The sequence below is a fragment of the Shimia sp. SK013 genome, assembly GCF_001292625.1.
Lineage (GTDB): Bacteria > Pseudomonadota > Alphaproteobacteria > Rhodobacterales > Rhodobacteraceae > Shimia.
In genome coordinates, this window is the sequence record NZ_LAJH01000009.1 from 873,515 (window position 1) to 894,359 (window position 20,845).

At 56.4% G+C, this 20,845-nt stretch carries 20 protein-coding genes; 8 read left to right on the forward strand and 12 right to left on the reverse strand.

The window, feature by feature from the left end; genetic code table 11:
- Positions 1–2: 2 nt before the first annotated feature.
- The 4 genes from SHIM_RS06875 to SHIM_RS06890 all read right to left on the reverse strand — a co-directional run bounded on the left by SHIM_RS06875 (position 3) and on the right by SHIM_RS06890 (position 4,361).
- The gene (locus tag SHIM_RS06875; RefSeq protein ID WP_054001813.1) at positions 3–1,259 is read right to left on the reverse strand and encodes a sarcosine oxidase subunit beta family protein; all 1,257 of its coding nucleotides are present in this window, start codon (positions 1,257–1,259) and stop codon (positions 3–5) included.
- Between the two features lie 166 nt (positions 1,260–1,425).
- Positions 1,426–1,959: a hypothetical protein gene (locus tag SHIM_RS06880; RefSeq protein ID WP_193749872.1), complete on the reverse strand. Its 534-nt coding sequence runs from the start codon at positions 1,957–1,959 to the stop codon at positions 1,426–1,428.
- Between the two features lie 374 nt (positions 1,960–2,333).
- Complete coding sequence (locus SHIM_RS06885; protein ID WP_054001815.1) at positions 2,334–2,927, reverse strand: DUF6151 family protein; 594 nt, start codon at positions 2,925–2,927, stop codon at positions 2,334–2,336.
- Between the two features lie 3 nt (positions 2,928–2,930).
- On the reverse strand, positions 2,931–4,361 hold the full coding sequence (locus SHIM_RS06890) for a Glu/Leu/Phe/Val family dehydrogenase (protein WP_054001816.1): 1,431 nt from the start codon (positions 4,359–4,361) through the stop codon (positions 2,931–2,933).
- 404 nt (positions 4,362–4,765) lie between these two features.
- On the opposite strand from SHIM_RS06890, the gene SHIM_RS06900 reads away from it, so the two are divergent.
- Genes SHIM_RS06900 through SHIM_RS06910 form a run of 3 tightly spaced genes read left to right on the forward strand, consistent with a single transcriptional unit; the run spans position 4,766 to position 7,577 of the window.
- Positions 4,766–6,481 (forward strand): TadE/TadG family type IV pilus assembly protein, encoded by a 1,716-nt coding sequence (locus tag SHIM_RS06900; protein ID WP_054001818.1) that lies wholly within the window; start codon positions 4,766–4,768, stop codon positions 6,479–6,481.
- Positions 6,478–7,014 carry a TadE/TadG family type IV pilus assembly protein gene (locus SHIM_RS06905; RefSeq protein ID WP_054001819.1) on the forward strand — a complete coding sequence of 179 codons (537 nt, stop codon included), beginning with the start codon at positions 6,478–6,480 and terminating at the stop codon, positions 7,012–7,014. Before SHIM_RS06900 ends, SHIM_RS06905 begins: the two co-directional genes overlap by 4 nt.
- Complete coding sequence (locus SHIM_RS06910; protein ID WP_054001820.1) at positions 7,014–7,577, forward strand: TadE/TadG family type IV pilus assembly protein; 564 nt, start codon at positions 7,014–7,016, stop codon at positions 7,575–7,577. The genes SHIM_RS06905 and SHIM_RS06910 overlap by 1 nt, the downstream gene beginning before the upstream one ends.
- Before the next feature lie 60 nt (positions 7,578–7,637).
- On the opposite strand, the gene SHIM_RS06915 is transcribed toward SHIM_RS06910, so the two are convergent.
- From SHIM_RS06915 to speB, 3 genes are all read right to left on the reverse strand, one after another.
- The gene (locus tag SHIM_RS06915) at positions 7,638–8,129 is read right to left on the reverse strand and encodes a hypothetical protein (RefSeq protein ID WP_054001821.1); all 492 of its coding nucleotides are present in this window, start codon (positions 8,127–8,129) and stop codon (positions 7,638–7,640) included.
- Positions 8,130–8,144: 15 nt separating this feature from the next.
- A complete protein-coding gene (locus tag SHIM_RS06920) occupies positions 8,145–9,188 on the reverse strand; it encodes an aldo/keto reductase (RefSeq protein WP_054002031.1) in 1,044 nt (347 codons plus the stop codon).
- Positions 9,189–9,251: 63 nt separating this feature from the next.
- Positions 9,252–10,211, reverse strand: a complete 960-nt coding sequence (gene speB / locus SHIM_RS06925) for an agmatinase (RefSeq protein ID WP_054001822.1) — start codon at positions 10,209–10,211, stop codon at positions 9,252–9,254.
- A 110-nt stretch (positions 10,212–10,321) separates the two neighbouring features.
- Here speB and SHIM_RS06930 point away from each other — a divergent pair, with 110 nt between their 5' ends.
- The 3 genes from SHIM_RS06930 to metG all read left to right on the forward strand — a co-directional run bounded on the left by SHIM_RS06930 (position 10,322) and on the right by metG (position 14,124).
- Complete coding sequence (locus tag SHIM_RS06930) at positions 10,322–10,936, forward strand: ImuA family protein (protein WP_054001823.1); 615 nt, start codon at positions 10,322–10,324, stop codon at positions 10,934–10,936.
- An 87-nt stretch (positions 10,937–11,023) separates the two neighbouring features.
- Positions 11,024–12,316 (forward strand): MFS transporter, encoded by a 1,293-nt coding sequence (locus tag SHIM_RS06935; protein WP_082358292.1) that lies wholly within the window; start codon positions 11,024–11,026, stop codon positions 12,314–12,316.
- A 92-nt stretch (positions 12,317–12,408) separates the two neighbouring features.
- A complete protein-coding gene (gene metG, locus SHIM_RS06940; protein WP_054001824.1) occupies positions 12,409–14,124 on the forward strand; it encodes a methionine--tRNA ligase in 1,716 nt (571 codons plus the stop codon).
- A gap of 36 nt (positions 14,125–14,160) precedes the next feature.
- Here the strand turns inward: metG and SHIM_RS06945 are convergent, their stop codons facing one another.
- The gene (locus tag SHIM_RS06945) at positions 14,161–15,054 is read right to left on the reverse strand and encodes a hypothetical protein (RefSeq protein WP_152926467.1); all 894 of its coding nucleotides are present in this window, start codon (positions 15,052–15,054) and stop codon (positions 14,161–14,163) included.
- Positions 15,055–15,266: 212 nt separating this feature from the next.
- Between SHIM_RS06945 and SHIM_RS20360 the strand changes: the two genes are divergently transcribed.
- On the forward strand, positions 15,267–15,419 hold the full coding sequence (locus tag SHIM_RS20360; RefSeq protein WP_193749873.1) for a hypothetical protein: 153 nt from the start codon (positions 15,267–15,269) through the stop codon (positions 15,417–15,419).
- Positions 15,420–15,554: 135 nt separating this feature from the next.
- Here the strand turns inward: SHIM_RS20360 and SHIM_RS20130 are convergent, their stop codons facing one another.
- Complete coding sequence (locus tag SHIM_RS20130; protein WP_193749874.1) at positions 15,555–16,727, reverse strand: hypothetical protein; 1,173 nt, start codon at positions 16,725–16,727, stop codon at positions 15,555–15,557.
- Between the two features lie 129 nt (positions 16,728–16,856).
- Here SHIM_RS20130 and SHIM_RS20135 point away from each other — a divergent pair, with 129 nt between their 5' ends.
- Positions 16,857–17,414 carry a hypothetical protein gene (locus tag SHIM_RS20135; RefSeq protein ID WP_152926469.1) on the forward strand — a complete coding sequence of 186 codons (558 nt, stop codon included), beginning with the start codon at positions 16,857–16,859 and terminating at the stop codon, positions 17,412–17,414.
- Between the two features lie 140 nt (positions 17,415–17,554).
- On the opposite strand, the gene SHIM_RS06955 is transcribed toward SHIM_RS20135, so the two are convergent.
- The 3 genes from SHIM_RS06955 to SHIM_RS06965 all read right to left on the reverse strand — a co-directional run bounded on the left by SHIM_RS06955 (position 17,555) and on the right by SHIM_RS06965 (position 20,686).
- Positions 17,555–18,235 carry a class I SAM-dependent methyltransferase gene (locus SHIM_RS06955; RefSeq protein WP_193749875.1) on the reverse strand — a complete coding sequence of 227 codons (681 nt, stop codon included), beginning with the start codon at positions 18,233–18,235 and terminating at the stop codon, positions 17,555–17,557.
- 67 nt (positions 18,236–18,302) lie between these two features.
- A complete protein-coding gene (locus SHIM_RS06960) occupies positions 18,303–19,604 on the reverse strand; it encodes a cytochrome P450 (protein ID WP_054001828.1) in 1,302 nt (433 codons plus the stop codon).
- Complete coding sequence (locus SHIM_RS06965) at positions 19,601–20,686, reverse strand: hypothetical protein (protein ID WP_054001829.1); 1,086 nt, start codon at positions 20,684–20,686, stop codon at positions 19,601–19,603. Before SHIM_RS06965 ends, SHIM_RS06960 begins: the two co-directional genes overlap by 4 nt.
- Positions 20,687–20,845: the final 159 nt, after the last annotated feature.

Below are 20,845 nucleotides of genomic sequence, written 5' to 3' on the forward strand. Positions count from 1 at the left end.
CCCTAGTGCAAGTTGTGTTGAGAGCCGGTGCCCTCTTCGTCCATGATGCCAACGCCGGTGCGAAAGCGATCAAGACGGAATTTCTCGGCCACATCGTGGTGCTGATCGGTCGCCATCAAATGCGCCATGCACCAACCAGACGCAGGCACAGCTTTAAAGCCCCCGTAATTCCAGCCACAGTCGATAAACAGCCCCTCGACGCCGTCCATCTTGTCGATGATCGGGCTGCCGTCCGGCGTCATATCCATGATCCCGCCCCAACTGCGCAGCACTTTGGCTTTGCCAATCATCGGCATCAGCGTCATGCCCGCTTCCATGACGTGCTCCTTCATCGGCAGGTTGCCGCGTTGCGCATAAGAGGAATAGAAATCCAGATCCCCGCCGAATACCAAACCGCCTTTGTCGGATTGGCTGATATAAAAATGCCCCATGCCAAAGCTGATCACGTGATCAATCACCGGCTTCAACCCTTCGGTCACAAAGGCCTGCAACACATGGCTCTCGATCGGCAATCGCTGCCCCGCCATGCCTGCCACAAGACCCGACCGCCCCGCTGTGATGATGGCCACTTTCTTGGCCCGAATTGGCCCGCGTGAGGTCTGCACGCCTTTGACAACGCCACTCTCAATATCAATGCCAGTAACTTCGCAGTTTTGCACCAGATCGACCCCGCGATCGGACGCGCCGCGCGCATAGCCCCACGCCACTGCATCGTGGCGCGCGGTGCCGCCACGCGGATGGTAAAGCCCGCCATAAATCGGAAACCGCGTCTGGTCGAAATCAAGATACGGCAAATGTTTGCGCACACCCTCTCGGTCCAGCAACACCGCATCATCGCCCTGGTTGATCATCATATTACCGCGTCGCGCAAACGCATCGCGTTGCCCGTCGCTGTGAAACAGATTGATCAACCCGCGCTGTGAATGCATCACGTTATAATTCAGGTCTTCCTCCAGACCTTCCCACAGCTTCAGCGAATGGGAATAGAATTCGGAATTGCCCTGCAGGAAATAGTTCGCGCGCACAATCGTGGTGTTTCGCCCGACATTGCCGCCACCAAGATAGCCTTTTTCCAGCACCGCGATATTGGTCATGCCGTGGTTTTTGGCAAGGTAGTAGGCCGTCGACAACCCATGCCCGCCGCCGCCAATGATCACCATATCGTATTCGGGCTTGGGTTGGGCATCGCGCCAATGCGCAGTCCATCCCTTGTTGCCGCTCAACCCCTCCGCCAGAACCTTCAGGCCGGAAAACCGCATCTGCTATCCTTTGCACCTCGCAGGGCCCAAGACCCGCTTTTCAAAAGCTAGGACCATACCCCCACGCACTTATGCGGTTTTTCGACAAAGAATGGCCCCTTCGCGACAGACTGCGTCGCAAAGAACAGATTTGCAATCGCTTGCAGCGGGACAACGAGAAAAGCACCTAAAACGAGAATGTCAGCCCTAGCCCGGCCAAAGGCGCGACCTGATGAACGGCCCCTCCGGCATTTTTGGACCCGCCAGTATTGAGCGACACGCCTGTATCGACCTCTGCACCGGCAAAGACCGAAATACGGGTCCCCGGTCGCGGATCATAACTCAGACCAAGCACCACCGGAATATTGCCATCCCAACTGTATGTGCCAAGAGCATCCCCACTGCCGGTGTAATACGCAGATAAGGTCAGCCCCAAGTCACGGCCCGCATCATAACGCACAGTCAGGCGCGAATTCTGATCGCTTGAAACCGGCGCCTCAACGCTCAAATGCATGCGGTCCGAAATCTGCCACCGCGACATACTTTCACTGGCCGGTAACGGCAAAAGAGCAAGTGGACGGCTTTTCGGTGACTCAGATGCGCTTTGCACCGGTCCTGCGGCCATGCGCGCAGCCGGCGCGAATGATTGCGCCGACGTCTGCGAGGTCAACGCGGCAAGTGTGACAATTGCGGCAAGCAATATCAGGGACATTCTGTCCACAGAGAATCTCCTTTTGAGCCGGTTCCCCAACCCATAGCAAGCGCAGCTTAACAAAGGATCAAAACGCCAACGGCGCCCTTCCAAGGACCGCCTTCTCGTGCATGAAAGGAGTTCTAAAACGACCGCGAAAACGCCAGCCCGGCCAGCGAAAACCGGGTTTCTTCCCTCCGCGTCGCCAACCCCGCCCCCAATCGTCGGCCCCAATTGCCGGGCCGGTCCTCCACCGCCACGGCTCGGCGATTTGCCAATCCAGTAACAATGCAGGGAACATAGCCAAAGTGTCGGCTTCCAAGCCGGCGAAAGCGTTTCTTTGGCGTTCTGCCACTTTTACGCAGCTGCCTTGAGGCAAGATCAAACCAGCGCCCGTTTTCAGGTTACGAAGTCGCCGCTTTGCGTTCCTCTTTGCTCAAAACGCGTGGCGTCACCACCGGTGCGCCTTCGGCGTCAAAAAACGGTCCCTTTTTGGCATCGCCCCGCAACACCGCCGCAAAGTGGCGCGCCAGAACGTTGAACCCCGCCTTGTTGAATCCATAATTCTTGATCGGCGGACCGGGCTCGGCACTTTCAGCGGAATTCACCGCAACCACCTTGCCCACGGCCTTCTGAACCGCATCCCCCTGCATCGTGTTCACAAACAGCCCCACAAACGAAAGCTTTGTGCTGCCAAGGGTGTTAAAAACCGGCGTGTCACAACAGGACGCATACCACCGGATCAGCCCACGAGGCGACAAACGCATTGCCGCCAGATGATCCGCCCCTTTGGTAATTTCGACGCCTGACGGGGTGGTCTGAAAAATATCCGTGCCACCGCGTGGCAACAATGTGTCGCCAACACCCAACGCATGCGCGCCCGCCTGACAATCCTTGCAGTAACACTGCACATGCGAGCCCGTTTTCGGGCTCGCATCTTTCAGAACTGCGCTGAACTCACCGCAACGGCAAGCAATCGCAATATCTGTCTTGGCCATATCTCAAAGCCCTTTCGCCCTGTAGCTCGCAGCAACCTTTTCAATCGACACCAGATAGGCCGCCGTGCGCAGATCTTCGACATCGGCCCGATCATGCCAGACGTCCCGCATCGATTGATAGGCAATACGCATCGTGTCGTCGAGACCCGAGCGTACAAGCTCCAACTCATCCGCGCCGCGCAGGTATTTCTGCTTGAAACGGTCAGTCAGACTGTACTGCGGCCCCATAGCTTCGCTGATCTTTTCAAGCTCATCCACGACCAACTGGTGACGCGCCTCTTCCTGACGGCGCTGCATCCGGCCAAACCGGATGTGGCTCAGGTTTTTGACCCACTCAAAGTAGGAAACCGTCACCCCGCCTGCGTTGGCATACATGTCGGGGATGATCACTGTGCCTTTCTTGCGCAGGATCTCATCGGCCCCAGCTGTCACTGGCCCATTGGCCGCCTCAATGATCAAAGGCGCTTTTATGCGGGCCGCGTTAGACATGTTGATAACGCCCTCAAGCGCGGCCGGAATCAGAATATCGCAGTCTTCCTCCAGACCCGCAGCGCCTTCGGCATGATGCGTCGCATCCGGATAATCCGCGATGCCACCATGTTTTGCCAACCATTGCTGTACCGCGTCCACATCCAAGCCCGACGGGTTCATCAAGGCCCCGTCCCGCTCGATGATGCCAACGATAATCGCGCCATCTTCATCGCTCAGGAACTTGGCGGCGTGATATCCCACGTTGCCAAGCCCCTGCACGATGACGCGCTTGCCATCAAGCCCGCCACTCAGACCGGCTATCTCGTAATCCCGTGGATCACGGAAAAACTCACGCAGCGCATATTGCACCCCGCGCCCTGTGGCTTCGACCCGACCCGAAATGCCGCCAGCGTTCAGCGGCTTACCTGTCACACAGGCCCGCGCGTTGATATCCGTGGTGTTCATCCGTGCGTATTGGTCTGCAATCCACGCCATCTCGCGCTCGCCCGTGCCCATATCGGGCGCCGGTACGTTTTGCGACGGATGGATAAGATCGCGTTTCGCCAACTCATAGGCAAACCGGCGGGTCACGCGTTCCAGTTCGTGTTCGTCATATTCACGCGGATCAATGCACAATCCCCCCTTAGAGCCACCAAACGGCGCTTCCACGAGGGCGCATTTATACGTCATTAGCGCCGCCAACGCCTCGACTTCGTCCTGATTGACCGAGGTCGCAAACCGAATGCCGCCTTTTACAGGTTCCATATGTTCGGAATGCACAGACCGATATCCGGTGAAGGTTTTGATCTCTCCTCGCAGGCGCACGCCAAAACGCACCGTATAGGTCGCATTGCATACCCGTATCTTCTCCTCAAGTCCGGGCGGCAAGTCCATCAGCGCCACAGCGCGATTGAACATCAGATCGACACTTTCACGAAAACTCGGCTCTTTGATTGCGCTCATAATTCACTCCCCGCACATTCACAGACTGCGACTCACTGCCGCAGTCTGACCTAAAGTCACACTAGGACCATTTTGTACCCAGATACGAGAGCGATCTTAATATTCTGATTCCAAGATGAGAAAACCGTCGAAGCATGAACTTTGGAAACAGAAAGGTCCATCAGGGCCGTATTGTCCACAACTGATTGACAATAAAGGGAAAAATCTAAAATTCAGTCATACTTAACGCTTTATTGCGCCCCAATTCCGCCGTATTCAACCCCGATAACGGTGGGGACGCATTCTGCCCTTTCATGTGGGCAAAAGTATTAACAAGCGTCGAGGCGAGGTACGTTAAGATGAAACAGTTCGAGGCCCCCCGGCCGACGAACGCATCCCCCTCCGTTCTGGTACGAGCCCAGAACATGTCCCGGGCATTTGCCCGCGACGAAGAAGGTGTGATCGTTGGTTTCGGTATATTTTTATTCCTGCTGATTTTGATGGTTGGCGGCATCGGCGTTGATGTTATGCACTCAGAAATGAAGCGTACGCGCCTTCAGCACACGCTGGACCGCGCCGTGCTGGCTGCGGCTGACCTGGAACAGACCCGCGACGCAACCGAAGTTGTCGCGGACTATTTCGACAAATCCGGCATGTCGGACTACGCGCCTGACGTTACGCCCTCGTCTGACAATCTGACCTACCGCACCGTGGCCGCCACAGCGGCTCAGCCGCATCAAACCCGCTTCATGAAGTTGGTGGGGGTTGATCAACTGGATGTAAACGCTGCCAGCACCGCCGAAGAGCGGATCGGCAACGTAGAGATCTCCATGGTGCTCGACGTCTCCGGTTCGATGGGCAACAACAGCAAGATTTCTAACCTGCGCACTGCGGCGAAGGAATTCGTGCAGACAATGGACGACAATACCGAAGACGACACACTGACCATCTCGATCGTGCCCTATGCCTCGCAGGTCTCGGTCCCGGACGGCGTGTTTGAACATATGACCGTGCACGGTGAAAACACTGTGTCCAACTGCCTGAACTTCGAAGACGACGATTTCGACGAGTCAGGCATGCTGGCCACCACGGCCTATGACCGCACGATGCACTTCACCTATTCCGACAACACCTATGAATACCGTGACAACAATACCGTGCTGACCTCCAGCATCGATTGTAAAAACATGTCATCGCGCGATATTGCGATCCTGCAGAATGACACCACAGTTTTGAAAAACTACATCGATGGCCTGACTGCCGCCGGTAACACCTCTGTCGAGATTGGCATGAAATGGGGTGCCGCGCTTGTTGATCCGGACTTCCGCACAGTGACCGAAAGCCTTGTGGATCAAAGCGAGGAAACCGACGACGGCATGGTCAAAAAAGCATTCGGCGACCGCCCCTATAACTATGGCACCAACCAGTCGCTCAAGGTTGTGATTGTAATGTCGGATGGGGTCAACACCAGACACCACCGTATCACCGACGGCAACCGTGAAGGCGACTCGCCGGTCTGGTACAACGCACAGGAAGAGTTCTACTCGATCTATCTGGGCCAAGACACCGCAGACGACGATAACGACAACATCACCGAAGAGCCGATCTATTACTGGCCAAGTGAAACCAAGTTTGTCGATCACGCCTATGGTGAAGGCACGTACGAGCACACCGAAACCACGTATGACTACGAATGTAGTTCCTACCGAAGAAACGGGTCTTGTAAGCGCTACAAAAAGGTCGCCACCGGCACGACTACAACTGTTATCGACGAGCCAGGCTCTGCCGAGGTCGTGACGTATCCCGATCTTTGGGCCTACTCGTCTCCTAAATTTGTGGCCGACGACATTTTTGCGCCGCTACTGGGTCAAACCGCCGCCCGCGAAGCATGGTGGTATAGCGTGGTCGAGGAATACAGCAGCACCGCAAAAGATGCCCACACAAAGCAGATTTGCGACGCTGCTAAGGAACGCGGCATTGTGGTGTTCTCAATCGGCTTTGAAGCGCCAGATCACGCACGCGATGTTTTGAAAGATTGCGCCAGCTCTGATGCGCATTACTTCGACGCCTCCGGTGTGGAGATCAAAGACTCCTTTGCGGCCATCGCCACATCCATCCGCCAACTGAGGTTGACACAATGATCACGCGTATGACGTCTCTATTCCGCCGGTTCCGAGGGCGCGAAGAAGGTCACGTAACGACCGAATTCGCGATCATGGTGCCCCTGCTTTTGGTCACAATGCTGTCTGCGGTTGAGCTGGGTGTAATGACATTGCGTTATTCGATGCTGGAACGGGCGTTGGACATCGTGGTGCGCGATATCCGTCTAACGACGGGCTACACACCCGATCACGACGAGATCGTGACGCGCGTGTGTGACACAGCGACGATCCTGCCGGATTGCGAAAACAATCTAAAGCTTGAGATGGTCACGCTTGACCCGCGCAGCTGGACCGGCATTCCACAGAACACGGTTTGCACCGACAACTCCGAAGAAACCCAGCCTGTGACCACGTTCACACCCGGTGTTGAAAACGAGCTAATGGTGCTGCGCGCCTGTGCAAAACTGGAACCGTTGTTCCCGACAACCGGGCTTGGGTCACATTTTGAAACCGATGCTGCGGGCGACTATGCGCTTGTTGTGATCAGTGCATTTGTGCAGGAGCCGAAGTGATGCAGACAATGTTGCGCAAGATCCACTCCGCGACCAAAGCCTTCCGTGACGACACGCGGGGCACGGTTGCAATCGAAGCGGTCATCATGATGCCCGTCCTGTTCTGGGCTTTCATGTCGATGGCGATTTTCTTTGATATGTACCGCGCCAAGTCCACGACAGAAAAGGCGGCGTTTACCGTCTCCGACATTCTCTCGCGTGAGACCTCTGCCATTGACGAAACCTATATGAACAGCGTCAAAGACCTGTACAACGCCATGTCCACTCTGGACAACGGTGGCGAACTTCGGGTTTCGGTGCTCGCGTTTAACGAAGACACAAACCAGTACTTTCTGGATTGGTCTTACATGACCGGGCTTCTGAACCATGCCCTTACCGACGACAACCTGCTTCTTATGGAAGACAAGCTGCCGATTTTGGTTTCTGGTGAGCGTCTGATCCTGGTGGAAACTTTCGGCACCTATGTTCCGGCAGCCAACATCGGTACCGGCGATGTGCCAATGAACACTTTTGTTTTCACACGCCCCCGCTTTGCACCACAATTGGTCTGGGACGGCGCATAAGGCACACAACGCCAATACTCACGGCAAACGGGGCGCGTCTTTTCGCGCCCCGTTTTTGTTTCAGTTGGCCGCGTTTTGCACCAACAAGGCCTCAAGCATCTGCGCCATTGTCTTGGAATGCGACCCCGGCGTCACACCGCCAATGCCAACCCGACGACCAAAGGCCCACCACAGTCCCGGCTGCCATCTGCGCGTCCGGGGCGTTTTCAGCTTTAGGGCAAATCCATTGGACGGCTTCATGTCAAACATACCGCGCCGCACCAGTTCGATCTGATCGAGTGCTGCAATCACCTCACCGGTGGACAACTGCAGTCCCTCGGGCGTCAACTGGATCACATTCTCTGTCGCCCGCCGTGTGGCGTCCGCCAACACCAGCGCGCCAGCCCCGATCACAATCAAAAACAGTTGCCAGCCAAAGGCCGGCGCTGTTGTGAACGCGAAATAGATCAAAATCGCCCCAAGTGTACCCATCGCACCCACGCCCATCCAGCGCCGCGGCCCGCTTGCCGCGACAATCGCCAGAACCTCACCGGGTTTTAACTCGTCCGTCATATCATCTGTTCCAATTCAATAAGGCATCGGATGCGCGCGATGCGCATCGTTGATTTCGCCAAGCACCTCGTCGCTCAGGCGCAGATCACGCCCCGCAAGGATGTGGTCCAGCTGCGCCACCGTCGTGGCCCCGAAAATAGAGCTACAGCCAAACGGGCGCTGCACGGTAAAGGCCATCGCCATATGCACCGGATCAAGCCCGTGTTTCTGAGCGATCTGCAAATAAGCGTCCACCGCATCAAACACCCGCTCGGACACCCGCCCGCCAAGGTTGGCGCTGCCCACGGACTTGCGCGAGCCTTCTGGCACCGCGCCATTCTGGTATTTGCCGGTTAAAAGCCCCGTGGCCAGCGGCGAAAACGCCAGCAAGGCCACGTCCTCATTCACGCTCAGCTCGGCCAGATCGGTGTCAAACATCCGGCACAACAGCGAATATTCGTTCTGAATGGATGCGACCCGTGGTCCGCCCACCTCATCCGCGATGCGCAACCACTGGCTCGTGCCCCAAGCGCTTTCGTTGGACAGACCAAAGGCCCGGATGGTGCCTTTCTCGACCTCACGTTGAAGCGCCTCCAGCACCTCTGCCATATTGGCCAGCGTATCAGCCTTGTTTTGCCCCGACGGGTCGTAGGTCCAGTTTTGGCGGAACATATAGCTGCCCCGATTGGGCCAATGCAGCTGATAGAGGTCAATCACATCGGTTTGCAGCCGCTTAAGCGATCCGGCAATCACCTCCGGCACGCTGGCCGCCGTGATCGGCGCACCATCGCGAATATGCTTGAGCCCGGCACCGGAATGTTTGGTCGCCACGATCAGATCCTCGCGGCGGTTTTTTGCGATCCAGCTGCCGATGATCTCTTCCGAGCGACCTTGGGTTTCGGCGCTGATCGGGTTCACCGGATACATCTCGGCAACGTCCACAAAATTCACTCCCGCAGCGATGCTCATATCGATCTGGGTGTGGGCATCAGCTTCGCTGGTCTGGGTGCCAAAGGTCATGCTGCCAAGGCAGAATTCCGGCACCATAATGCCGCTTTGCCCGAGGGGAATGGTTTTCATCGTCGCGCTCCTGTTGTCGCGCGCGACTTTACGCACTGCGGCCTCAGGCGCAAGCCAAAGCCCTCACCGAAAGCCCCGCGCATGGAAAATGAATCCGATAAAGTTCATCAAAACCTGCGCCGCCAGAATGGCCGTAGACCCCGTCTGATCATAATCTGGTGCCACTTCGACCAAATCAATCCCGACAACATCGTTGCGCTTGGCCAAAGCCTGCAACATCTCCAGCACGTCGTAATACAGGAACCCTCCGTGACTTGGCGTGCCAGTCCCTGGCGCAATCGACGGGCAAAACGCGTCAATGTCGATCGTCACATAGACCCGCGCGCCCTTGGGAATGCGATCACTCACCGCCTCGGGCCCCAACGCCCGCGCCTGTCGCACACTCAGGATTTCACTGCCCATGTTGCGCGCGTCGGCATAGCCTTCTTTGGCCGTGGAACTCACATTGCGAATGCCCACCTGCGTCAACCCTGTGACATAGTCCTTCTCGGCCGCGCGCCGCATCGGGTTGCCATGACCAAACCGCACACCGTGGCGCTCGTCGACAAAATCCAGATGCGCGTCGATCTGCAGGATGTGGATATCCCCCTGCCCTTCAAAGGCATTGATCGCCGGAATGTTGATCGAATGATCGCCGCCAATCGTCACCGGCATCGCCCTCGCCGCCAAAGCCGCACGCACGCCCGCCTCGATATTGGCGTGGCTCTTGAGGGTGTCGGTGTGCACAATGTCCGCGTCGCCCATATCCACGATCCGCACCGATCCCGGCAAATAGGTCGCGTCATCCTCGTGGTCATAGGCACCGGCGTGGCCGAAACTAAAGAGCGTGCTGGCCTCCCGCACGCCACGCGGCCCAAACCGCGCCCCGCTGCGCCATTGCGTGCCAAAATCAAACGGTGCGCCCAACACGGCCACGTCGGCGTCTATCGCGCTCCAATCCTGCACATAGGGCTTTTTTGCAAAGGTCGATATTCCGACAAACGGCAGATCCAACCGCCCGCCCTCATAGCCATGTGTGCTCATTTTTATCTCCGTGTGTTTCGCTCAAGCGTGGCGGAAAACCCGACTTCGGTAAAGCCATGAAACCAGTCACCGCACATTGAGAACAAAAAGAGAACGTGCTAGCGTATCTCATGTCGACTCATCTCCTCTCTCGCCGCTCCGAACGCCCTCGCCCCGCGCTTGCCCCCGTGCCCGAGGTGTCGCTGACCCTCACGCGCCTGCACGAGGCCTGCGGCAATGCGCGCCATACCTTCGCGCTTTGGCTGGCGCGTCACACCCAAGGGCCGGTTTTTTGGATCGCACCCGATTGGGGCACTGCACCACTCAATCCTGACGGCATGCTGCGCTTTATCCACCCCGGGCGCGTCACCTTTATCGCCCCCCGCCGCCCCGACGAACTTTTGTGGTGCATGGAGGAAATTCTGCGCGCGGGCATCGTGCCTTTGGTGGTGGCCGATCTGCCCGGCCCGCCCGGTCTGACGCCTGTGCGCCGCCTGCATCTGGCCGCCGAAACCGGCGCGGCGGAAACCGGGCAAAAACCGCTCGGCCTGATCCTGACCCCCGCCGAAGGTGGCGCGCAAGGCATCGAAAGCCGCTGGCACATGGCCCCCGCTCACAGCCTTGAGGGCGACGCCTGGCGCCTCACCCGCCTGCGCGCCCGCGACGCAGCACCGGCCAGCTGGCAGGTCACCGGCTTAACGGATACGCCGCAACTGACGTCAGAAACCCTGCACGAGACCGCGTAGCGGCACCCAATTCCAATCCTCTTCAAAAACGACACCACCCGTCGTTTCCTCTCTGGAACATGCTGCAAATGCTGTCATGCTGGCCTCATGCGCATGATCATCTCCTTCTCGGCCCTGTTCCTCTCGGTCATTCTGCTGCAACTCAGCTCCGGTGGTTTGGGTCCGATGGATGCACTGTCCGGTCTGACTCTCGGCTTCTCCACTGCCCAAATTGGTCTTTTAGGCTCGGCCCACTTCCTTGGCTTCTTTGTTGGCTGCTGGTGGGCCCCCCGCCTTATGGGCTCCGTCGGCCACTCCCGTGCATTCGCCACCTTCACCGCGACAGGTGCCATCGGCATTCTTGGCCACTTCATCATTGTTGATCCGACCGCTTGGGCCGTGATGCGCATCGCGTCGGGACTGTGCGTCGCGGGCTGTTTCACCGTGGTCGAGGCATGGCTGCAATCCAAAGTCACCAACGAAACCCGTGGCCGCGCCATGGGCACCTACCGCGTGGTCGATATGGGGGCATCGCTCGCCGCCCAACTGGTGATCAGCGTGCTCGCGCCCGCTGAATATGTCTCCTACAACATTCTCGCGCTGATCTGCTGCGCCGCGATCTTGCCGATCACCCTGACTACATCGCAGCAACCTAAAACCCCCGATGCGCCGCGCTTGCGCCCCAAACTCGCATGGGCGCGCTCCCCCCTCGCGGTGGCTGGCGTGATCGTCGCCGCGCTCAGCTCGGCCAGTTTCCGCATGGTAGGCCCGGTTTATGGCTCCGAAGTCGGGCTGGCCACCAACCAGATCGCCTGGTTTCTGGCCGCTTTTGTGTTTGGCGGTGCAATTGCGCAATATCCGGTCGGCTGGCTTGCTGACAAATTTGACCGCCGCTGGGTTCTGATCTGGCTTTCGGCCGCCGCGGTGATTTCCTGCGGCACCACAGTGATGATCGGCGGAGGCTCCACCACCGCCGTGATGCTCAACGCCAGTTTCTTTGGCTTCACCGCCTTCCCGATCTATTCGGTTGCAGCGGCCCACGCGAACGACTTTGCCACGTCTGAGGAACGCGTCGAACTTTCAGCCGCGCTCATGTTTTTCTTCGCAGTTGGCGCGATTGGCGCGCCCGTATTCGCCTCCCGCCTGATCGAGCAATTCGGCCCCGGCGCGCTCTTTATTATGATCTCCGTTGGGCATGTGCTTTTGATCATCTTTGGCCTGTCGCGCATGCTGGCGCGCCCGACCGTCGAAAACCGAACACGCTACGTCTATGCACCGCGCACATCCTTCACCATCGGGCGCATCACCCGCCGCCAACGGGAAAAGCCAACGCGCACCCAGGAAAGCAAAAACGACGTGCCACCAGAGGACGAAAACGACACCGACGCGAAACCGACGTGATACAGACGCGATACAGAGGGCGATTTCTGCCCCTAGAACCGCTCCGCAGATTGGGCTAGATGAAAGCCAACACATAGTTTGGAAACAACATCATGGCGCGTCATCTGATCACCTCGGCCTTGCCGTATATCAACGGCATCAAACACCTCGGCAACCTCGTCGGCAGCCAGCTTCCGGCAGATCTGTTTGCCCGCTACATGCGCGCACGCGGTCACGAGGTTCTGTTCCTTTGCGCCACAGATGAACACGGCACACCGGCTGAGTTGGCCGCTGCAAAAGCCGGCAAGGATGTCGCCGACTACTGTGCCGAAATGCACGAGGTTCAGGCGAAAATCGCCGACGGATTTCGCCTGAGTTTTGACCACTACGGCCGCAGTTCAAGCCCGCAGAACCACGCGTTGACCCAACACTTCGCGGGCCGCCTTGCCGATATGGGTTTGATCCGAGAAGTCACTGAAAAGATGGTCTATTCCAACGCCGACGGACGCTTTTTGCCGGATCGTTACATCGAGGGCACCTGCCCCAATTGCGGCTTTGAAAGCGCGCGCGGAGACCAATGCGACAACTGCACCAAACAGCTTGATCCGACCGACCTGATCAACCCCTATTCCACCATCTCCGGCTCCACCGATCTGGAAGAGCGTGAGACCAAACACCTGTTCCTTTGCCAGTCGCAAATGCGGGAAAAACTGCAGGCGTGGATCGACACCAAAACCGACTGGCCTGTGCTGACGACCTCGATCGCCAACAAGTGGCTAAACGACGGAGACGGCCTGCAAGACCGTGGAATCACACGGGATTTGGACTGGGGTGTTGCAGTGAAAAAAGGCGGCCAAGACTGGCCCGGCATGGAAGGCAAAGTCTTCTACGTCTGGTTTGACGCCCCTATCGAATACATTGCCTGCGCCCAGGAATGGGTCGATGCCGGAAAAGGCGACGACTGGGAACGCTGGTGGCGCACCGACAAAGGTGCGGACGACGTGACCTACACCCAGTTCATGGGCAAGGACAACGTCCCCTTCCACACCCTGTCATTCCCCGCGACCATTTTGGGTTCTGAGGAACCGTGGAAGGCCGTAGATTACATTAAATCTTTCAACTACTTGAACTACGACGGTGGTCAGTTCTCAACATCGCGTGGGCGTGGTGTCTTCATGGACCAAGCGCTGGAATTGCTGCCGTCTGATTACTGGCGCTGGTGGCTGCTCAGCCATGCTCCGGAAAGCTCCGACAGCGAGTTCACTTGGGAAAACTTCCAACAGTCCGCGAACAAAGACCTGGCCGACGTGCTTGGCAATTTTGTCAGCCGCGTCACCAAGTTCTGCCGCTCCAAATTCGGCGAAGAGGTGCCGACTGGTGGAGAATTTGGTGAGACAGAACAGGCGCTTATTGCAGACCTTTCAACTCGTATGCGCGCCTATGAACAGCACATGAAGGACATGGAAGTTCGCAAATCTTCGCAAGAACTGCGTGCGATCTGGGTGGCTGGCAACGAATATTTGCAAAACGCCGCTCCTTGGTCGACCTTCAAAGAAGACCCGGACAAAGCAGCCGCGCAGATCCGTTTGGCGCTGAACCTGATCCGCTTTTACGCCGTAATCTCCGCGCCCTTCATTCCGGACGCCTCCGCGACCTTGCTCGCTGCGATGAAAACCGAAGACACAAATTGGCCGGATGACGTCGCCGCATCGTTGGAAACACTTGCACCGGGCCACGCCTTCACGGTGCCGGATGTAACCTTCCGCAAAATCTCGGACGACGAGCGCGAAGAGTGGCAGGGGAAATTCGCAGGCAAACGCGACAGCTAAGCGCCTACTTCAAAACAACAATCACGCGGATTCGGCTCACGCCGGGTCCGTTTTTTTACTGATCACATGCAGCCCGGCGATGTGCCTCTGATAGAGCCGTTCAAGCGTCCAGAGCGCGGGATCGCGGCACACGTCATCATAGTTTTCGCAATTCTCAACATCCGGCCCGCCCTTGCGAAACTGGGAAACGACCCCATCCGGCAGGCGCTGCCCAGCCTCCAGAAACCGCGACATTGCCTCCTCATAGGGCCCAATCCGAACCGAGCGCCCAAAAAGGTCTTCCGCGATCACCGCTTCAAGCCGCTTCTGGCCAAAAATGTTGCGTACGGTCCGTGAAATCTCCCACCGCCTTCGCAAAATCGAATAGGCCTTACGCCGCACCGCCTGAATGTCTTTTTTCCCGAACTGCACACGCACCTGCGCCTGATCGGCTACATAGGCCTGAAACGCCTCATCACTCATCTTTTCACGGCTGACCTGAAACTGCATATGCGTGTTGCCATAGTGTTGTTGCGACAACACCATTTTTGTCGCATGGGCGATCACAGAGCGGCGCAAAATTGTGACTGGCTTGACTTTGTGCGCCCTAAGGACCCGCGCCAGATGTGCGCGGCCGCCAAATCCACGCGGCGGGCCGCGCCATTTGAAAAACACATGCGCAGCTTGCTCCTCAGACAAAAGCCTGCCCCGCGCACCATCGGTATCACGCGCAACGTCCGCAAGATAAGGATGATCCCGCCGCGCGAAGACACAGTCAAATACCTCGGCCAGTGTCTCACAATAAACCGCATCGCTGGGGGCAAAGTTGACAAACCTATGCCGCTCAAAATCCTCCAGTACCGGCACACAGACCGACGGCAGATGGGTTGCATAGTCAACCACCGGCGTTGAACAAACGTTGCCGCTATAAAGCAAAATGGCGTTTGTCATGCGGATTTTTTCCAATGCAGCAGTCAGTTCAGCAAACGCGACGCTAGTGTGAATGTGTTCAAAGTCAAGGGCCTGGCCGACCGACATGTCCATCGTCAAGAGTGATCGGAAACCCCAAATTGATCTACCTCAGTGACAGCACGGCAAGGGCTGACTAAAGTCATCCAAAGCCCCTTGGGCTGGAAATTCGTGAACCAGAAGGATCGCACGCAATGGAAACTATTCTTAACTTCTTTTGGGCGCTCATCGACGCTTTACCGCCGCTGTTGACCGCGTCGATCTTGATGATCGGTATCAGCGCTTTTGCCGCATTTATCCTGCTAATTGTGGTCGGCTTGATCACCATGCGCAAAGAAAGTCACTAATTCTTGGTGGCATCCGCGGTCAGAGCATGAGGCCGCAATGGCGGCCTCTGGTTAGACTGGTCTGCGCTTAGTGATCTTAAAAAGCTAAGGCGCCAACGCCGAGGTGTTGCGCTTGTTGGCGACGGGTGATCTCCTCTACCCACCCCACCAGTCACGATCGTACATTCCAAGAGGATTTGAATACATCGAAAACCCGCTTTGATTTTCTGCAGCCGTTTTTGCGAAAGACGTTATGTGTTCCTTGGCGGCAGCATACCAACGGTCTTCCCAAGCGGGGATTGTCTCTCCGGTCTTGTATTCCGGCATGCTCTTGAACTTCACCTGGAGGCGGTCACCGACCCACTCTGGTTGGTACCAAAAAGATGGTGTCGACTGAGCGCGTGACAAGCGCGGCGTTAGTCGAGACATTTTGCAGTCGTATCCTGCAAATGTCATCTTCCGAAAGGCTCCGGAGTTGGTCGCATCGTTCGAAATGGCCAAAACGCCGTTGTGTTTGAGATGCCGGATCATTTGAGTGACACCTCCATGCTGGCCGCTGTCACTGAGCAGAATTTGCTTTGCTTTGGTCGACGCTGCATTCCCACCGGCGCCCAGAAAGGCAAATCGGGACCCAAATTGTTCCTCAAGAGCAAAAAAAGCCGCTGCAACAGGCCCCATGTGGGTCCCAAAGAGGATCACCCCGCGTCCCAGAGACAGAGCTTCTTGGAGTGGAGAGTAATCGATCGGATCGACGAGATCCAAAAGCTCCTGACCGCGATCCAAGCCCGCAAAATGGCCCCAGCGTGCCAGTAAGCTAACGGCTTGTTTTCCCCAGAGAGCCCGTGAACTCCAGTCCGACCACTCGTGTTCCGGGCGCTCCGAAAGCTTCCAAGGAATGACCAAAGGCTTGGGTGCTTTCTGCAGGTCAGGCCCATTGATCCGAGCGATTGACGCAAGCCCGCTAGCCAAATCCGATGGCAGCGATGCCACATGCGTTCGCCGGACCTCGTCTTTCACTGCATCAACTTGTTCGCGACTACCGTCTGTGCGCAGCACCATCAAAAGCCCTCGGGCAACGGCCAAATTTCCAGTGCGTGCCCAGATGTCATCCAACAAACCAGTCGCTTCTCCAAAGCGTTTGTTGATCGCCAAACATCTGGCAAGAACCAACCCGGCTTTCGCTTCAATGTCTGGTTCCAACTCGTCAATGGCAAGAATTTTTCGAGCATTGGAGGCGGCTGACTCTGTGGCCCCGACACGCAGTTGAATCGTCGCAAGCGCCACCAAATCAGAGACACTCATGTCTGAAGTCGGAATGCTCTCCAGCAAGTCTCGCGCCTGATCTTTGCGGGACATAAATGAGAGAACTTTCGCGAGTATTAGGCGCGCCCGAAGGCCACCTTCGTGATCATTCACATAGCGTTCAAATTCTGAGACGAGCCCAATCAAGGCAGCTGGATGATCGTGTCGGCAAACAATCGCGCTAAGAACGTTCAAGGCGCGCAACATCAAGGTCGAATTTGTTTCGGGCAATGCGACAACCACATGCATTGCTTCTATGGGGCCTTCAAAATTTCCATTGTCGAGGAAGCGTTGCGCCAAAGTCAGCCAAAGCTTGGCCAGCTTTGCCGGGTTGCCCGCACCGCCTGCCAAGAGCAAAGCGGCTTTGGCGTCCTCAATGTGGTCGGTATCGATCAGCAGTTTAGCACGACGCAGATACAACGCCGATGGATCTGGCAGATGCGCTTGCTCGATTTCGGCATTGGTTGGCAATACAGAATGAGCCTCCTCGGCACGGCAGTCTTGAAACATCAGTTCAGCGCGCGTGAGCCGAACGTGAACGGGGGCATCCGGAACATCAAGCAACGAAATTGCCGCGTCACGCTTGCCCGCAGCTTCGAGCGCCTTGGACAAAAGCAGGCAACGACTCCAACGCTTATCGACTTTGCCGAAAGACAAAAAGCCACTGGCAAGAGCGACGGCTTCCGTCGCCCGATCCTCGCGGATGAGCTGTAGAACCTCGGTTTTTGTGGCCTTGAAGTCGCTCTGTCGTTGAGAGGCTGGCTTGCCAGATCGCCTGGGCGTCACTTCTTTGGTGCTTCTAGCGGCGTTTTCTGAATTATCCGAGATCATGACAAACCCTCTTCTTCGTCTTATCAGGGTTTAACCAGGCTAAGCAGCAAATAATGCTCAAGGAGCTTGATCCAGGTCCGTCCAGCCCGCTCAAAGCCCGACTCACAGAGCAGATCAAGATAGGGAGCGCCCGTATCCTCCGTGATGTCGAGGTTGGTTTCAATTTCCCAACCGATGTCCCGAATTTGGTCTATGAATTCTTCAAGAGACAGACCGGTGTTTTCTTTTGGAATTCCATAAATGCTGCGGGTGTAAAGCACGTCGCTAAAGATCAGGCGGCCCCCACTTTTCACAATCCTGAAAGCCTCACGCAGAAAATCCATCCGGGTGTTGAAGTGAAACGCAGCTTCAACGCAAAAAATCCGCTCCACACTGTCAGAGGGCAAATCCAGCCGTGATGCATCTTTCTGGATAAAGTTGAGGTCGGGATATTGTTCAGATGCGAATGCCACTTGCTCTGCGGAAAAATTCACGCCGGTTACGCGCGCGTTGGGGTAGGCATCTGCGAACATTTTGCTCGTAACGCCCAAACCGCAGCCTATATCGAGGATCCCGCCGCTCACATCTTGACGTGCGACGTCGAGGTCAATGTGCGCCGTGACCAAGGCCTCACAGGCCGCATTCAGGTTAGGAATTGAAACGGGTTGAACGTCTTTCCAATACCCTACGTTAAAGAAGTTGCTGCCCTCGTAGAGCTTGCGCATGGCTTCGTCAAAAATGATGTGATTGTAGTGCTTTGAGTATTTTTCAGAGCTTTGGCGCATGTGTACCTCAGGTTGTTTCTGCCCGCTTGCGGGCGCGCGCGGTCAATGGAACACCATCCCACGCATGAAGAGTAAAAGAGTAAATAGGTTTAGGGGCATCTTTGCCGGGCGAGAACTCGAAGCGGGTCAGCATCTCCGACAATATGACAACGGATTCCAGTTCTGCGAACTTTGTTCCCAGGCAAACATGAGCGCCAGCGCTGAAGGGGCGGTATGCGCCAGTGATTATCTCTTCAGACTGCGGGACCAGAAAGCGTGAAGGGCGAAAGATGTCCGGATCCGACCAAAGCTTCTGGTGCCTGTGCATGGCGTAAAAGTTCACAATAACTGGCGTGCCGCGCGCAACGTCTAGCGCGCCCAATGTCGTGTGTTGGCGGGCTTGGCGCACTGTCATGACTGCAGGTGGCAGGAGGCGCATGGCCTCGCGCAGGGCAGCCATGGTGTAATCAAGACGCACAAAAGACTTTGGATCGCTCAGGTCCGTGGTTGCGATTTCGGACCGTGCTTTTCCGGTGGCTTCCGGCTCCCTCGACAAAAGCCACAATGTCCATGCGACAGCCGACGCACTTGTCTTGTGGCCTGCGCTTAGCATCAGACGGATGTTGTCCAGCAGCACATCAGGACTGAGCGTCTCATTGCCTCGTGCAATGAATTCCGAGCGCATGTGCGGGCAATTCTTTGTCAATTCAAGCGACCGCACAGCCGTGTCTGAAATCAGAGCTGTCACCCGTAGATGGTCGGCGGCCATACGCGCTTGAAAAATCTCGGCAATGTTAGACCGCACGAAATCCGGCAGCGGAGCTTCGGTTGACTCAGGATCAAACATGACCCGCCAAATGATCTCGAATGTGATCGCTGAAAGCAGTGCGGATATGTTCGTTTCCCCGGCACCACCTTCGGCAAGTTCACGTGACAATCGCCTCGTAACGTCTTGGATCATCGGCACATGCTTAAAAGATTGCCGTTGCGCCAGAAGGGCGCCAAATGTCGTCTTGGCCGCCCAAGCCTGCTTGCCTTCAAGAGCAATCATGCTTTGCGGACCTGATTCACCACCTGCGATCTTGCGATAGAGACCGTGTTTAGCAAACATCCCGCTGTCATCCGCCAAGATACCCGTTGCCAAATCAGGTTGCATCACGTGCACGACTTTTTTCCCGCGCGCATGAACTTGGACGATGTCGTCTGAAAGGATACGCGCGGGCCAATACTGATCTGGTTGCAAAATAGCCTTTAGTGCGGGCGGCGCAGTCGGGATTTCATGTGATGCAAGAAGGAGGCCCGGAACCGGCTTCATGGACAGGTTGGTCATTCTGCATCTGACCCGAGTGTCTGGTAAATATCGGGCAGCGGATAAATGAAAACCCTGCCCAACATTTCCATCATGTCCAACCATTGTTCGAACATCTCTGCGGATTGCAGAAACTGTGCGCTAGGGATGAATTGAGAAGACCACGCACCGCTGTAAAGGCGGCACTCTTTGCAATCCACGTTGGGCGTACAACACTTCACGTTTTCCGCCTGCAAATTGGTGGAGAAATATTTCAGCGCGCCTTGGATGCGCGAGCCGCAATCGCGCGCAATGTTTGTCTCCGGATCAATGTCAAACATTGGGCCGAGTTGGGTGATCAAATCACGAAATGCGGGCGTACAAAGTGTCATGTCGGGGAAATCTTCCATCGCCGAGGTCATGACGTCCGAAGCGCGGGCAAGCTCATCCGTTGTGAAAGACGGCGCACCTTTTTCCGGCGCAATGCGAAAGAACTTCTCGTCGCTCGATAGACCCTGTGCGATTTTTTCCAAATATGTTTGCGTCGGAGAAAACAGATTGAACGTCACGGCTAGGCCGTGATCTTGGCTCGCTTTCATGACGTCCGGAACGGTGTGAAGGTTCCAAGGAGAGAGCGTAAACAGCATGACCGCACGGTCGTCGCCGGCATAGTTGCGCATTGCTTTGCCCAGCACTGAACCACCACGCAAGTCGGTATCGGTTTCGTCGTCCCCCCAAACCGATATTCCGATCCGAAAGGCGATGTCCGGATCAATTCGGATCGTCCCGTTGGTGCCAATTTTCCCGTGTTTAAGATGCTTGGTCGCGGCCAATAGGCGCTGTTGTTCAAGCGCGGGCTCGGCGCCAACGAAGTAGGCCATGCTCACGCCACGGGCTTTTTCGGCCTCAAAAAAATCTTGCCAGTCAGGCTGTGGTCGCTCAACCGCGACCTTCAAGCGATCCTCATTTTCAAAGTAATAACAGCCTTCGCACCAAAGATTGCACCGCTGGCTCATTTCATAAAATGCGGGCCGGCGGAAAATACGAATGACATGTTTCGCCAACTCATAGCGCGGCCGAAAGCTCGGCACCTCGGACAACAACGCATTACAACGTCGCAACATTTCACGGGGAATAGAAGTCGAGGGGATATTTTCAGTCTGGTCGTACAAACGCCTCACAAGTCCTTCTTGAAAGCTGTGGAATTGGGCGCTGAAACACCAAATGCTCGGTCGTTGCGGTTTCCAACATTTCTTCTGAAACTTCGTAGTTGGTTTCTGATG